The 14,396-nt window shown below is 69.3% G+C and carries 12 protein-coding genes; 5 read left to right on the top strand and 7 right to left on the bottom strand.

What is annotated here, in order from left to right:
* The first annotated feature begins 306 nt into the window (after window positions 1-306).
* The 3 genes from ACFWX1_RS25750 to ACFWX1_RS25740 all read left to right on the top strand — a co-directional run bounded on the left by ACFWX1_RS25750 (window position 307) and on the right by ACFWX1_RS25740 (window position 5,638).
* The gene (locus ACFWX1_RS25750; RefSeq protein ID WP_378391413.1) at window positions 307-1,887 is read left to right on the top strand and encodes a PQQ-binding-like beta-propeller repeat protein; all 1,581 of its coding nucleotides are present in this window, start codon (window positions 307-309) and stop codon (window positions 1,885-1,887) included.
* A 28-nt stretch (window positions 1,888-1,915) separates the two neighbouring features.
* Window positions 1,916-4,909: an amidohydrolase family protein gene (locus tag ACFWX1_RS25745; protein WP_378391411.1), complete on the top strand. Its 2,994-nt coding sequence runs from the start codon at window positions 1,916-1,918 to the stop codon at window positions 4,907-4,909.
* A gap of 84 nt (window positions 4,910-4,993) precedes the next feature.
* Complete coding sequence (locus tag ACFWX1_RS25740) at window positions 4,994-5,638, top strand: lytic polysaccharide monooxygenase (protein WP_378391409.1); 645 nt, start codon at window positions 4,994-4,996, stop codon at window positions 5,636-5,638.
* 136 nt (window positions 5,639-5,774) lie between these two features.
* On the opposite strand, the gene ACFWX1_RS25735 is transcribed toward ACFWX1_RS25740, so the two are convergent.
* Window positions 5,775-6,182, bottom strand: coding sequence for a hypothetical protein (locus ACFWX1_RS25735; protein WP_378391407.1), 408 nt, complete (start codon window positions 6,180-6,182; stop codon window positions 5,775-5,777).
* 212 nt (window positions 6,183-6,394) lie between these two features.
* Here ACFWX1_RS25735 and ACFWX1_RS25730 point away from each other — a divergent pair, with 212 nt between their 5' ends.
* On the top strand, window positions 6,395-7,561 hold the full coding sequence (locus tag ACFWX1_RS25730; protein ID WP_378391405.1) for a PucR family transcriptional regulator: 1,167 nt from the start codon (window positions 6,395-6,397) through the stop codon (window positions 7,559-7,561).
* Between the two features lie 64 nt (window positions 7,562-7,625).
* On the opposite strand, the gene ACFWX1_RS25725 is transcribed toward ACFWX1_RS25730, so the two are convergent.
* The 6 genes from ACFWX1_RS25725 to ACFWX1_RS25700 form a co-directional block, all read right to left on the bottom strand.
* Entirely contained in the window at window positions 7,626-8,036 is a 411-nt protein-coding gene (locus ACFWX1_RS25725) for an Lsr2 family protein (RefSeq protein ID WP_378391403.1), read from the bottom strand.
* 321 nt (window positions 8,037-8,357) lie between these two features.
* Window positions 8,358-8,942: a TetR/AcrR family transcriptional regulator gene (locus ACFWX1_RS25720; protein WP_378391401.1), complete on the bottom strand. Its 585-nt coding sequence runs from the start codon at window positions 8,940-8,942 to the stop codon at window positions 8,358-8,360.
* 73 nt (window positions 8,943-9,015) lie between these two features.
* Window positions 9,016-9,768 (bottom strand): SDR family NAD(P)-dependent oxidoreductase, encoded by a 753-nt coding sequence (locus ACFWX1_RS25715; RefSeq protein ID WP_378391399.1) that lies wholly within the window; start codon window positions 9,766-9,768, stop codon window positions 9,016-9,018.
* Window positions 9,769-9,783: 15 nt separating this feature from the next.
* The gene (locus ACFWX1_RS25710) at window positions 9,784-10,164 is read right to left on the bottom strand and encodes a hypothetical protein (protein WP_378391397.1); all 381 of its coding nucleotides are present in this window, start codon (window positions 10,162-10,164) and stop codon (window positions 9,784-9,786) included.
* Between the two features lie 30 nt (window positions 10,165-10,194).
* Window positions 10,195-11,112 carry an acyl-CoA dehydrogenase family protein gene (locus ACFWX1_RS25705; RefSeq protein WP_378391395.1) on the bottom strand — a complete coding sequence of 306 codons (918 nt, stop codon included), beginning with the start codon at window positions 11,110-11,112 and terminating at the stop codon, window positions 10,195-10,197.
* Window positions 11,113-11,351: 239 nt separating this feature from the next.
* Window positions 11,352-13,316, bottom strand: coding sequence for a primary-amine oxidase (locus ACFWX1_RS25700; protein ID WP_378391393.1), 1,965 nt, complete (start codon window positions 13,314-13,316; stop codon window positions 11,352-11,354).
* Between the two features lie 390 nt (window positions 13,317-13,706).
* On the opposite strand from ACFWX1_RS25700, the gene ACFWX1_RS25695 reads away from it, so the two are divergent.
* Entirely contained in the window at window positions 13,707-14,087 is a 381-nt protein-coding gene (locus tag ACFWX1_RS25695; protein ID WP_378391391.1) for a hypothetical protein, read from the top strand.
* Window positions 14,088-14,396: the final 309 nt, after the last annotated feature.

The following is a 14,396-nucleotide window of genomic DNA, read 5'->3' as shown; positions in this document are numbered from 1 at the left end:
TCCTTGAGGGACTCTGAGTCCCTCAAGGAGGCCCCGACGGACTTTCGAGCGGCAGGAGACGGCGCCCCGGCGCTTGACGACGCCAAAACGTCGAGAGCGCCTTAATGTCACCGTTATCCCGCTTCGCGCTTTCCCAAGGCATGTCAAGGTGTTTTTCCCGCCCATCATGGGACACAGCCGATTAAATCGTTTCGTGATTGGTCGAATCGGAGCACAAGCGGCACCGTGACCAGCACGTACGATGAATGACTGGCTGCACGAAAAGCCATCCCCGCATTCGGCACCTTCGACTCATGAGGGGTGGAAATGCTTGTGTCTCGCGCAAAAAACCGCTGCACGGCCCTGTTCGGCGCCGTGCTGCTGGTCCTCGGCGGCACGACCGGAGCCGCCGCGGAATCGTCCGGCCACCGGTTCGGCGACTGGCCCACCTGGCAGGGCGACCCCTCGGGATCGCGGTTCAACGCGGCCGAACACCACATCACCCCGCGCACCGCGGGCAGGCTCGGCCTCAAATGGGCCTTCGCCTATCCGAAAACGTTCTTCCCCGCCAAGAGCCAGCCCGCGGTGGTCGGCGACGGCGTCTACTTCGGCAGTCCGGACGGCAAGTTCTACGCGGTCGACGCCGAAACCGGCGCCACCCGCTGGACCTTCGATCTCGGCACGGTGGTCAAGGGCGGCGTCGTCATCGACGGGCCGTCCGTGGCGCGGGGCAAGGTGTTCTTCGGCGACAGCCGCGGTTACCTGTACGCACTGGAACAACGGACCGGGCGGCTGTTGTGGGCCAAGCAGACCGAGCCCCATCCCGCCGGGATGCACACCAGCTCGCCGCTCTATCACGACGGGCACGTCTACATCGGCTCGTCCAGCGCCGAAATGCTCGACACCGACCTCAAGTACCCGTGCTGCACGTTCCGCGGCCACGTCGATGCGTTCGACGCCGAGACCGGCGACCTGACCTGGCGTTACTACACGGTCCCCGAACCGAAGGCCGCCGGCACGTGGCCCAGCGGGGCGACCCGGTACGAGCCGTCCGGCGCCGGGGTGTGGAGCTCGCCGGTAGTCGACGAGCGCACCGGCACGCTGTACGTCGGCACCGGCCAGCTCTACTCCGGCACCACCGGGGACTTCGACACCCTGCTGGCGCTCGACGCGCGCACCGGCGCGGTGCGCTGGAAGCAGCAGGTGACCAAGGCCGACACGTGGCGGCTGCTGTGCGGCAAGCCCGACAACGAGGGGTACTGCCCCGGCCAGAAGGACGGCACCGCGCTGGACTACGACATCGGCGCGACGCCGACACTGTTCTCCTCCGGCGGGCGCACGATGGTCGGCGTCGGCCAGAAGAGCGGTGTCTTCCACGTGTTCGACGCGCGGACCGGCGAGGTTTCGTGGCGGCGCCAGCTGTCCGAACCGATGCCGGGCGGCGGCCTGTCCGGGATCCAGTGGGGTACCAGCTTCGACGGCCGCAATCTTTACGTGGCAACGAACTGGGCCAATCCGGGCACCCTGTTCGCGCTCGATCCCGAAGACGGCGACATCGTGTGGCAGACCCCGAGTCCCGCCGACGGCTGCACCACCGGCGGCGCCGCCCAGTTCCCCAAGGTGTGCAAACGGGCGCACACCCCGGCGGTGACGAGCAGTCCCGGGCTGGTGTACGAGGGCAGCGGCGACGGCAAGATGCGCGTCTACGACTCACGGACCGGTGCGGTGCTGTGGACCTTCGACACCATCCGCGACTTCGCCGGTGTCAACGGCGTGACCGGGCACGGCAGCGCGATCTCCGGCAACGGCGGCGCGGTGGTCAGCCACGGCACGCTCTACGTCCAGGCGGGCTACTCGCCCGTCTACCCGAGTGACCACGGAAACGTCCTGCTCGCGTTCGGGCTCTGACGCCCGGCCCACCACCGAGGAGCTTCCGATGAGAACCCCGACACACCGGCGCCGCACCCGCGCCGCACTGGTGTGCGTCCTGGCCGTCTCGCCGATCACCGCGGCCGGTTCGGCCTCAGCCACCGAGAAGACGATCACCGTCACCGAAGGCACCAACCTCGCCGTGACCGCGTCGCCCCGGGACGGCACCCTCGTGTTCGACCTCCAGGGGCAATTGTTCTCGCTGCCGCGCGACGGCGGCACCGCGACCCCGGTCGGCGACGACCTGCTCGACCCGTTCTGGCCGGTTTTCTCCCCCGACGGCAAGGAAATCGCCCTCCAGTCCTACGCCGACGGCATGTTCCACATCACCGTGATCAGCCCGGACGGCCGGACGTCGCGGCAGCTCACGCACGGCGAGCACGACGACCTCCAGCCCGCGTGGTCCCCCGACGGCACGAAGATCGCGTTCAGCTCCGACCGGGCGGGCGCCGCCGACATCTGGACCGTCGACGTACGCACCGGCGAAACCCGGAAGGTCACCAAGGGCGCGACGCAGAAGTCCCAGCCGACCTGGGCTCCGGACGGCAAGAGCATCGCCTACGTCCAGGGCACCGGCATCGAGAGCGTCGACGTGGACACCGGCGCCGTGCGCTCCGTGGTCCCGCCGGGCAGATCGTTCCTCGGGGCACCGTCCTGGTCTCCGGACGGACGCGCGCTCGCCTTCCTCCGCAGCGGCAAGGAGGGCAGGACGCTCATGGTCTCCGAGTCCGGCACCGTGCGCCAGGTGGGCACCTACACCGACGTGTTCCCGTTCCCCGCGCGCTGGCTTTCCGGGCACGAGTTGGTCTACGGCGCCAACGGCAAGATCGCCGTCTCCGACACCGCGACCGGCGCCGGCCGGGCCGTGCCGTTCTCGGCCACCTTCACCGTCAGCCGGGATCAGTACGCACGGAAGAACCACGACTTCGACACGCGGCAGCCGCAGCCGGTGCGCGGCATCGCCGGGCCGGCGCTGTCCCCGGACGGGCGGTCGGTGGCTTTCAAGGCGCTCAACGACCTGTGGCTGTTGCCGGTCGACGGCAAGCCACGGCGGCTGACCCACGACCAGTTCTCCGAATGGGATCCGGTCTGGTCGCCCGACGGCGGGCGCATCGCGTACGCCTCCGACAAAGCGGGCACCGAAGACCTGTACGTGCTGGACGTGGCAGGGGGCGGCGAAAAGCGGGTCACCTCGCTGCCCGGCGCCGAGGTTTCCCCCGCCTGGTCCCCCGACGGGAAGAAGCTGGCCTTCGAGGATCAGGACGGCCTGTTGTCCACAGTGGACCTGACGAGCGGCGCGGTGACCAAGGTGCTGGGGCCGCTGAACACGCCCGGCAGGCCCAGTTGGTCGCCGGACGGCCGGTTCCTCACGCTGACCGTGTCCGCCGGTCAGCGCAACCAGATCCTGCTCGTGGACGTGGCCGCGGGCACGACGAGGACGATCGAGCCCTCGCCGTACGGCTCGGTGTCCACCCGCGGCGACGACGGCCCGCTGTGGTCGCCGGACGGGCACTGGCTCGCGTTCTCCCAGGACAGCGCGATCCACCTGCTGCCGGTCGACGCCACGGGCACCCCGGCCGGGCAGGCGCGGCGCATCACCGACGAGGCCAGTGACGCGCCGAGTTGGAGCGGTGACTCGAAGACGGTGCTGTATCTGCACAACGGCACGCTCCGGCTGACCACAGTGGACGGAGAGCAGACCAGGGACATCCCGCTCGATCTCACCTTCACCCAGGACAAGCCGGACTCCGGCCTGGTGATCCACGCCGGGCGGCTGTGGGACGGCCGCCATCGCGAACCCCGCACCGACGTCGACATCATCGTGGTGGGCAACCGCATCAGGCGGATCGAACCGCACCGGGAGGACCGGCAGCGCGCCGGCTGGCAGTTCATCGACGCGAGCGACCAGACGGTCACCCCCGGGCTCGTGGACATGCACAACCACCAGGAGATGCGGTCGAGGTTCTTCGGCGACAGGCAAGGCAGGCTGCTGCTGTCCTACGGGATCACGACCACCCGCTCCACCGGCGACCCCGCCTACCGGGCGCTGGAGGACCGCGAGGCACTCGCCTCCGGCGACCGGATCGGGCCGCGGTTCTTCATGACCGGCGAAATGCTGGAGGGATCGCGCGTCAGCTGGGAGTTCGCCAGGCCGGTCCGCGACGAGCGGCAGCTCGCGCTGGAGATGTCCCGCGTCCGTTCCCTCGGCTACGACCTGGTGAAGACCTACCAGCGCTTCCGGAACGACTGGCAGGCCGAGGTCACCGAGCAGGCACACGAGATCGGCATCCCCACCACGTCGCACTACCTCTACCCCGCCATCGCCCACGGCGTCGACATGAAGGAGCACCTCGCGGGGCCGTCGCGCTGGGGATTCGGTTTCTCGCACGAAGGTTCGCAGGGCGGGGCGTACGAGGACGTCATCCAGCTGGCCGCGCGCGGCGGGATGCCGTTCAGTACCACGCTGTTCAGCTCCAGCTCGCTGCTCGCCGACGACCCCGGCATGGTCACCGACCGCCGGCTGAGTGCGCTCTACACCCGCTCGCAGCAGGAGATCCTGCACGCGAAGCTGCTGTGCGCACAGGGCAAGGGACCGTGCGGCTTCCTCGACGCCGACGCCGCGCGGACCCGCAAGGAGGTCGACCTGATCAAGCGCCTGCTCGCGGCGGGCGGCACCGTGCTCACCGGTACCGACGCGCCGCTGGACACCACGGCCGTGAGCCTGCACCTGAACGTGCGGGCGATGGCCAAGTACGGCGTCGATCCGTTCCAGGTGCTGCAGAGCACCACTCTGCTGTCGGCCAGGCAGCTCGGGGTCGAACGCGATCTGGGCAGCGTCGAGGAGGGCAAGCTCGCCGATCTCGTGATCACCGACGGCGACGCCTCCCGGGACGTGAACCGGCTCATCGACGTCCGGACGGTGGTGAAGAACGGCAAGCCCTACACGATCGACGACCTGACCGCGCCCTTCCGTACCCCGCCTCCCGGTGCTCCCCGGTGACGGCACGACTTTCGGGCCTACAGGCAGGCACGTCCGGACCACTACCGTGGTGTGGTCTAGACCTCTCATGAGAGGAACCCTGCGATGAAAAATTGCCGCACCGCCGTGAAACTGGCGGTACTGACCCTCGTGTTCGGGACGGCCTCGGTGTTCACCGCCACTCCCGCCCTCGCCCACGGCTCGATGGGCAAGCCGATCAGCCGGATCTTCCAGTGCTTCCAGGAAGGTCCGGAGAATCCCCAGTCCGCCGCGTGCAAGGCGGCCATCGCGGTCGGCGACAGCTGGCCGATCTACGACTGGGACGAGGTCAACATCGGCGACGCCAGCGGGCACAGCCGCGAGATCATCCCGGACGGCAAGCTGTGCAGCGCGGGCCGGGACAAGTACAAGGGACTGGATCTGGCACGGGCCGACTGGCCGGCGACGACGCTGCCGAGCAGCGGCCCGTACACCTTCCAGTACCAGCTGACCGCGCCCCACGAAGGCACCTTCGAGCTGTACGTCACGAAGCCCAGCTACGACCCGACCAAACCGCTGAAGTGGTCCGATCTCGAGGACAAGCCGTTCTACCAGCAGGACAACCCGCCCATCGCCGGAAACGCCTATCAGCTCCGCGCGAACCTGCCGGGCGGGCGCACCGGCCGTCACCTGATCTACTCGATCTGGCAGCGGCACTGGCCGGACTCGGGCGAGGCCTTCTATTCCTGCTCGGACGTGCTGTTCCGCTGAGCCCGCGGCACGGCCGGGCCAGGGCCCCGCACGAAGGAACCGCGGTCCGCCACCGGTGGTGGACCGCGGTTCCGCTGGGCACCGGGACGACAGGCGGGGGCTCGGGCACCGGCCGCCCCGGCATGTTTTCAGGCCGCTAGGCGAGGTTCAGGGCACCGAGACTGGTCAGGCGGGAACCTCCCGCGCAGACGAGCCGGACGTTGTAGGTACCCACCGCCGGGAGGGCGTTGCTCAGGACTCGCCTGCCGTCCGTGCAATCGATGTACACCTGGATGGCGCCGGAAGTCACCCGGCAGGCGAAGTCGACGACCTGGAACGGTGCCCGGCTGAAGTAGTTACAGGTGTAGACGGCGTTGAGGCTGTCCGTGGCGTTGCTGCCCTGCGGGCTCGCGATCCGCTCGCTCACGGTCTGCGCGGCGCCGGCGGGCGCGGCGGAGGCCACGGCGGGCGCGACGAAGAGCGCCGCGAACGCGAAGGCCAGCATAAGCACCGGTTTCATCGCCTTCGAGACCAGTGATCCGGCCCCGATGAGTGGTCGACGCATGATTGATCCTCCTGAAAATGTTCCGGAAAAGGCTTTCCTTCCGAGGCGATATCGTTCCAAGTGACCGGCGCGGAAATATACGTGATTCCGCGCAAAACTCCGGGCCGGGACCAAGATCGATTCACCACTTCCCCTGATTCAGCACTGGTTAAGCCAGTTCGGGTAGCTTCGTGCGGCAGCCGTCACCGGCCGTGCAGAGCTAGGGGAATGGGATGGAAGGTCTTTTCAAACTGTTGCTGGATCGGGTGGACGACAACGCGCAACGAGCCGTCGACGTCTACACCAGCGAGCTTCCCGATTACCGCTCGGTGGCGGAGGACAGGCACGTCCGGACGTCGATGCTGGACTTCGCGGTACTGCTCAGACGCCGGGAAGCCGAACTCGCGGCCGACGGCGCGCCCTTCACCGACAAAGATCTGGCCCTGCTGAGCACATTCGGTGAATTACGCGGCGCGCAGGGTGTTTCGCTGATCTCCGGCAAGCGTGTGCTGGATCTGCACGACGTCCTCACCTTGCGAGAGATTCACGAAGCCGCCGGTTTGCGCCAGACGGAGCACGTGACGGAAATGATCGGCTGGCTGCCCGCCAACGGCCTGGCCGCGAAAAGCGCCTACACCCAGGGTTTCCTGAACGGGCAGCAACGGGTGATCCCCTTCGTCGACCGTGTTCAGGATCTTGCGGGAACGCTGCTCGGGGACGAATTCGTGGCACCCGGCCTCATCGAAAGCCTCGGCATGGGAACGGCCGGGAAATACGTGATCACGATCGTGCGCGTTTCCGGTACGCCGCTACCGGCCGCCCAGCGGCGGGACGAGGTCGTCGGCGCGTTGCTGAAGCACTGCCGGGTACCGATGACCTGGCGGGTGCCCGAGGAACTGGTGGCCCTGATCCCCGGCGACAACGCCGAAACGGCCGAGGAACGCGCGATCGGCCTCGTCGGCGAGTTCGCGCGGATGATCGGACGACCGTGCGCGACCGGCGCGGCCGTGGGACGGATCCGGGCGCTGGGCGACTCGGTCGCGCTGGCACGCCGGATCAGCCGGGTGGCGCCGCTCGAGACCACGCCACAGCACCTGTGTTCCCTGGCCGACGTCTTCGTCGAACTCGGCGTCGCGCAGGTGCCGCTGGTCGACGACTGGCTGCGGGGATTCGCGCGGCGGCTGGAGGGCGGCCCCGACCTGGTGACCACGCTGGACGCCTACTACCGGCACGACATGAACCGGATGAACACCGCGGGGGCGTTGCGGATCCATCCGAGAACCCTGGACTACCGCTTCCACCGGGTCCGCGAGCTCGTCGGGCTGGATCCCGGTTCACGCCAAGGCGTCCGGGTCCTCAGCACGGTGGTCGCCCGCGTGCTCGCCGGACGCTGGGACTGAACTCGCCGCCGGGCGGCAGGAACCGGTTCCGGCGGCCCGCACCGCCGGAACCGGTCCCTGTTCCTCAGGCCGCGCTCTTCTTCCGGGACTTGCGCTTCCGCGGGGCCTCGGCCTCCTGCGGAGCGGACTCGGCCTGCTCGAACGCCTCCACGACCTCCGTCGGGATCCGGCCGCGGTCCGACACCGCGTAGCCGTTCTCCACCGCCCAGGCCCGGATGGCGCGAGAGCGCTCGCGGTCCACCGGGGCCGAGGGGGCCGCGGCACTGGCGGACTGACCGGCGGCCAGCCGCACCTTGCGGCCGCCCACCCGCCGGGCCGCGGACACGTACTGCGCCAACGCGTCCCGCAGATCGTCCGCGTTCTCGTCGGAAAGGTCGATCTCGTAGCTCACACCGTCCAAACCGAACGGCACCGTCTGCTGTGCTTCGCTACCGTCGATGTCGTCCGTAAGCTGGACAAGCACCTTCTGCGCCATCGTTTGTTCTCTCTCGTCGTCATTCAGGAACAACCCGGGTACCGGTCAGTTCCCGGAGCATTGCCCTCCCCCATCCGGCGGCATATTACCCGAATGCCGTATCGGCTGTCGCGCCGAGCGAATTCCTGCACTCCTTTTCCGCCACGCGGACCTCCCGGGCGTCCACACTGGACCGTGACCAATGTCGCGGAACGCGCCGATCCCGGTCCCGGACGGATACCACTTCAGCTGGAGTACTATGGTTGTACCGCTTCACCCGGCACCGATGAGCAGGCAAGCCCGCGAGCGGCTCGGTGGTGTCCTCGCCGGCCCGCACGGCCCTCAGGAGTCCGGTTTGGACAGCGTGTCCCGCCGTTGCCCCGCAAAGGCCGTCAGCAACGAGCGCAGCGCCGCGGTGGCGCGCTCGGTCCTCGCGGTGTCCCCGAACGCCGTCTGGTGGAACACGAGCCCGTCCAGCGCGGCGAAGACGAACTCCGCGAGATCCGGGTCGTCGAGGCCGTTGCGGGCGAGTTCCCGGGACACGGCGTCGCGGTAGACGTCGTTCGCCCGCTCCATCACCGGCCGCAACTCCGGGCGCCGCCGGGATTCCATGGTCAGTTCGTACTGGAACGCCTGCGCGTCCGGGTCCGCGGCGACGAGCGAGATCAGCCCGGCGGCGAACCTGTCGAACCCTTCGGTGTCCGAGGGCAGGTCCGCTCCCTCGACGCTGCGCCCGACACAGTGCACGAGGGCTTCCTCGACCAGGGTGGACCAATCGCCGAAGTGGTACCGGACCGAGCCGTGGGTCACCCCGGCCTCGGCGGCGACGGATCGGTAGGTCAGGCCGCGCAGGCCCTGTGCGGCGACGACACGCACCGCCGCTTCGAGCAGCGCCCGCCGCCCGGTGCCGTAGGCCACCCCTGCCATCGCGTTCCTTCCCGGCCGGTTCGAGGGCGGCCTGCCGCGGAGCCGGTTTCCGCCATGTGGAGCAGTGCGTTCGTCATCGCAGGTACAGACCGCCGTTGGCGTCCCAGCAGGCGCCGGTGACCGAGGCGGCGCCGGGTGAGACGAGCAACGCAACCATCCGCGCGATGAACGCGGGATCACCGAGTTGCCCGACCGGGATGTTCCGCACGAAGCCCTCGAGGTTTTCCTCCCCGATGACCGACCGGACCATCGGGCTGTCCAGCGGGCCGGGCGAGACCGCGTTCACCGTGACCCCGCGCGCGGCGAGTTCGCGGGCGAACACCTTGGTGGCGGTGATGATCGCGCCCTTGGAGGACGCGTAGTGCCCGCCGGTGCCGGTGCCGCCGTTCTGCCCGGCCAGCGACGCCATGTTCACGATCCGGCCGTATCCCTGTGCCGCCAGATGCGCGCCGAAGACCTGACAGGCGGTGAACGTGCCGCCGACGTTGACCTTCATGACCGCGTCCAACTCTTCCGGCGTGATATCCAGCAATGCCTTGGCCTGGGTGCGGGCCGCGTTGTTCACCAGCACGTGCACCGCGCCGAAATCCGCCAGGACCCCGGCCAGCAAGGATTCCAGTGCCACGCGCTCGGCGACGTCCACCGCGTACCCCCTGGCGGTGGCGCCCGAGACGTCGAGTTCCTCCGCCAGCGCGCGGGCGGAGGTGCCGTCGAGATCGGCGATGGCGACGCGATAGCCGTCGGCGTGCAGGCGGCGCACGATCTTCTCGCCGAGCCCGGTGCCGCCCCCGGTGACCACGGCTGTCTGCGCGACGTTCCCGGTCATCTCGTTGTCCTCTTCTCAGCCGGGAAGTTCGACGTCTTCGCGGACGGTGAGCGCGCGGCCGATCCTGGCCTCGACCTTCGCGAACCGCCAGAGCTTGACTTCGCCGTCGCCGACCGGTGTGGTGCGGAACAGGTTGCAGGCGGCCTTCACGGTTTCCTGCGTGTCGACGTCGGCCAGCAGGTAACAGGTCCACGGCCAGCCCTCGGAGGGGCCGACCATATGCGCGTCGTCGTCCATGTCGCCGATGAAGTCCACGCCGGGCAACGCCTTGATTCCGTCCATCATGGACACGAAGGCCTGCCAGACGTGGCCTGCCGTGATGCCGCCGGCGGGCAGGTCGAAGAAGTTCTGGTTGATGCCGATGCAGAACAGCACGCGCAGGGGCGGTGTGCTCACGGTGATTCTCCTCGTGATGGTGGGTCGGGCTCAGCGGAAACCGCGTGCGGTGGGTGGCAGTCCCATGAGGACGGCGCCCGCCGCGTCGAAGACGGCCGGGCCGAGGAACGCGTGCTGCCGGGGCACCAGCGCGTCGCCCGCCAGGTCCTGCAGCGGGTGTCCGGTGTGGATCGGCGCGGTCCCGGAAATCTCGACCAGCTCGCCCACCACGGCGGAGGAGACCTTGGCCAGATGCGCGGAGGCCAGGCGCAGCAACGCATTCTGCTCGTCGGTGGCGGTGTTCCCGGCCAGCACGTGCTGCCACACTTCGTCACTGAGGTCGTAGAACCAGGCGCGGGCCGACCGCAGTTCCGCCTCGGCGCGGGCGAAGGCGGTGCGGTAGTGAGGCCGGTCGGCGAGCTTGGGCGCGCCGGTGATCCCGGTGTACCCGCCGGCGTGCTTGGCGTGGTCCAGCGCGGCCCGCGCGACCCCGGCGCCGACCACGGCGAGCACCTGTGAGGCGTAGGCGATCGCCGGATAGTGGTAGAGCGGTTCGTCGACGGCGGGTGCGCCGCCGCGGATGAACGTCCACTCGCGCGGCACCTCCACCCCGCGGACGACGATGTCGAACGAGCCGGTGGCGCGCATGCCCACCACGTCCCAGTCCTGGAGGATCTCGACCTGTTCGGGCCGCAGTACGGCGGTGCGCGGTTTGCCGTCGGATTCGGCGTCGCCGGGCAGCCCGACGCCGATCCGGTCCGCAGCCACGCAGCCGCTGGCGAACTTCCAGTGCCCGTCGACCAGGAACCCGCGCTCGGTGGGTTCGGCGCGCTGTGTCGGGAAGAGCGCGCCGGCGAACACCACGTCCGGCCCGTCGCGGTAGAGCTCGGCCTGGGTGTCCAGTGGCAGCGCGGCCAGGTAGACCAGCGCGGAGCCGAAGCTGGCGACCCAGCCGGTCGAGCCGTCCACGACGGAGATCCGCTCGATCAGGTCCAGAAATTCGGCGGGCGGGAGCGGCCGGCCACCGAACCTGGCCGGCGTGGCCGCGCGATAGACGCCGATCTGCTTGAGCCGCGCGACGAAGTCCTTCGGGACGTACCGCAGCTCGTGGAACTCGCGCCGCCGCTCGGCGAGTTCGGCGAGTACGTCGTCGAATACGTGCGGGGAAGGAGAATTCGGGTGAGGGGACGGAGATCCCGCGTGTCCGGTCAGCGGTCTTCCTTTCGCGGGCCACCGTGGCAGCCGTGCGGCGCGCCGAGGTCCGGCACGTCGAGGGTCGGGTTGCGGTCGAAGAACCCGTCCGGTTTGAGCGTGAAGCCGGTGTGGTCGACCGGCATGACCGGCCAGTCCTCGGTCCGCACGAAATGTGTGAGGCCGAAGGTGTGCCACAGCACGACGTCCTCGCCGTCGATCGGCCGGTCGCCCGCGGTGTAGGCGGGCAGGCCGTCACCGCCGGGATTCTGGTTGACCGTGTAGCCCGCGGGCCACAGCTCGTCGCGGTCGTACCGGGTGACCCACAGGTGCTTGCGGGCGAACGCCGCGCGGCGGGCGATCGAGGACGCCTCGTCCACCAGCAGCACGGGCTTGCCCTGCGGGTGCAGTACGTACGACGTGGGCTTGCCCAGCCGGTTGGTGCGCTCGGAGCTGGAGATCGTCCACACCCGGTCGAGGTGGTTCGCCGCGAGGCGCTGGGCTTCGTGTTCGGTGCGCAGGCGGGTGCGCTTGCGGGCGATCGCGTTGCCCCATGGGTTGCCCTCCCCCATCGGCACCGGCGCGGCTTCCAGCTCCTCGACGTGGTTGCGTAGCCCGTCCACGGTCAGGTCGAGCCGCGCCGAGAACAGGTGCTGGTGCACCGGCGCACCGAGCCCTGGCGCGAGTTCGGCGAAGTACGGGTCCTCGCCGTCGTAGCCGGACGGGAACGGGACACCGGTGGCCTTGACCTCCAGCTCGATCGTCCCGTCGAGGAAGAAGTACCAGTAGAAGCCGTAGTCGTAATTGCCGATGGTGCCGAAGTAGGACACCACCAGCCGCCGCTGCCGCCGCGTCTCGGAGGTTCCGGTGAAGAGGTCGCTGTGCTTCCACAGCACCCCGGTGTCCTCTTCGTGGACGCAGATCGCGTTGCGGATCACCTGCGGGCGCAGGTGATCGTCGGCGACCACGGCGTCGATGTAGGTGATCTCGCCGAGACAGTCGCAGCCCGGCTCCAGCGAGCCCGCCAGCCGCCCGAGCTGGTACTCGCCGAGGTCGAAATAGTTCTGCCAGCCGTGGGTGGGGCCGGGATCACCGTAGTTGACCACCATCTCGGCGACCGAAGCCCGGTAGAGGATCGGCCGCGCGACGCCGCCGTCGGTGAACGACACCTGGTGCAGGGTCAGGCCCTCACGAGCGTTGAAACCCGGTCGCAGCCGCCAGTTCTGCCAGGACAGCACGCCGTCTTCCCAGGTGAACGAGACGCCTTCGGGCTGGGTGACGGAGATCGGCTTGAGGTCGGTGCGCAGCGGGCCGCGGACCGACTCGTGCAGGTAGTCGCCGGACTCGGTGGGCACGTGCTCGACAGCGGTTTCGAGCACCCGCAACACCCGGCGCCCGGTCACGTCCACGTGCGCGATCACCCCGCCCACCGGATGCGCCCACGGCGGCGTCTCCTTGTCCGGCTGGTAAAACGCCAGTACCCGGTACACCCGCACGCCGACCTCGTCCTCGTAGCCGAAGACCCCGGCCGTCAGGGGGACCACGCGGACGTTGCCCACATCGTGGACCCCGCGTTTGGCAACGGCGTCGAGCCACCGCTGGTCGGCCTTCACGATCTCCTCGACGAGGTCGTAGTCCTCGTCGAGGCAGGGCCCGACGCCGGTCTCGGCCGGATCCAGCACGGTCCGCGAGACGACCTCGCCCGCGGTGAGATCCACGACGACGGTGCTCAGGCCGAGCGGTTCGAGTTCGGTCAGCAGCACCGAGACCTCGCGGGGCAGCGGGCTTTTGCCGTCCCAGGCCAGAACGTCCTCTTTGGACGGTTCGCGGAGCAGGACGTAGGAGAACCGGGTCGCCGCGGTCACCAGGCCCGCCCGCTCCAGCACGGCGCGGGTGGCGTCGATCTCCCCGGGGGTCAGCATCGCCAGCGGATGCGCCGCGGTGGTCCCGGATCCGGTGCCGGAGGTCGCTGGGATGGTCATGGTCCCCTTCCTCGGCCGGCTACGCGAGAACTCGTCCGGCCGTACCGCGCCGGCGCCGCATCCCACCATCCGTCGCCGCGAGCAAACTTGTCAAGCGGAGAATTCCGGGATGTCCGGTTCCCGACGTGTCGGACATCACTCACCCGCACCCCTCCGGTATTCCACAGTGGACGTTCCAGGACCCCGGCACCCGCCGACCGGCTGACGCGGCCCCGCCACCCGGCTGGAACCGTCCCGGCATCCGTCGTGCACCGGCGGAAATCGCGGGCGGGTGCTCGGAACCGGGCATTAGAGTCGGATTCCGGTAGGGAAATTCGGCTCGAGCGGAGTAGCGGTGGACCGGACGATCGTCGTGACAGAGCGGGCAGCGGCCCGCTTCCGGGGGCTGCCGTGGTGATCTCCCGGCAGACCGTGCTCGGCCTGGTCGCCGTGCTGGTCGTCGCGGCCGCGATCGTGGCCAGGCTCGCGCTGTGGACGAGCGCGCCGCCGCTGTTCACCATCGCCGGCACGGTCACGACCGCGCGGTGCGCCACCACGCCGGCCCCCGAGGTACCGGTGGAGGTCCTCGGCCCGGACGGCACACTGCTGAGCGTCGGCACCGCCCAGCGGCCCGCCACTCCCGGGCAGGCGTGTTCGACGAGCTTCTCGGTGCCCGACGTCCCGGCGGGCCATGGCAGGTACGGCATCCGGATCGAAGAACTCGGCGACCAGGTCCACTGGAAGGACGAGGACGAGTCGCGAGCGGGCGTCAGCATCAGCGTGAACGCCTGAAGACCTTGTCGGCGCGCGGTTTCACACTGTCCTAAACGGACTCGTTCGGCCTAGTGGGCGCTCGTCGCGGCCGACCACCAGCCCACCGCCTGACCTCATGCGCCCCGATGAGGTTTTCTGGGTAAGGGGTGGGGCTGCGGCTTCGCTGTCGCGAAAGCTCCGTTGGGGACGGTGAACGTCCGGAACGGAGCGTCCGGGGCACAGGCCCCAGTATCGCAGTGTCGCGAAGGGGACATCGACGGCGTTGAACGTCCCCAACGGACCATTCACGACGCTGCTGACGCAACCGACCACTCCTGAGAAAGCCCC

This window comes from Amycolatopsis sp. NPDC059021 (assembly GCF_042739895.1).
Classification (GTDB): Bacteria; Actinomycetota; Actinomycetes; order Mycobacteriales; family Pseudonocardiaceae; genus Amycolatopsis.
Note: the sequence above shows the minus strand (reverse complement) of the source record. Positions and strands in the feature narration are given on the sequence as shown.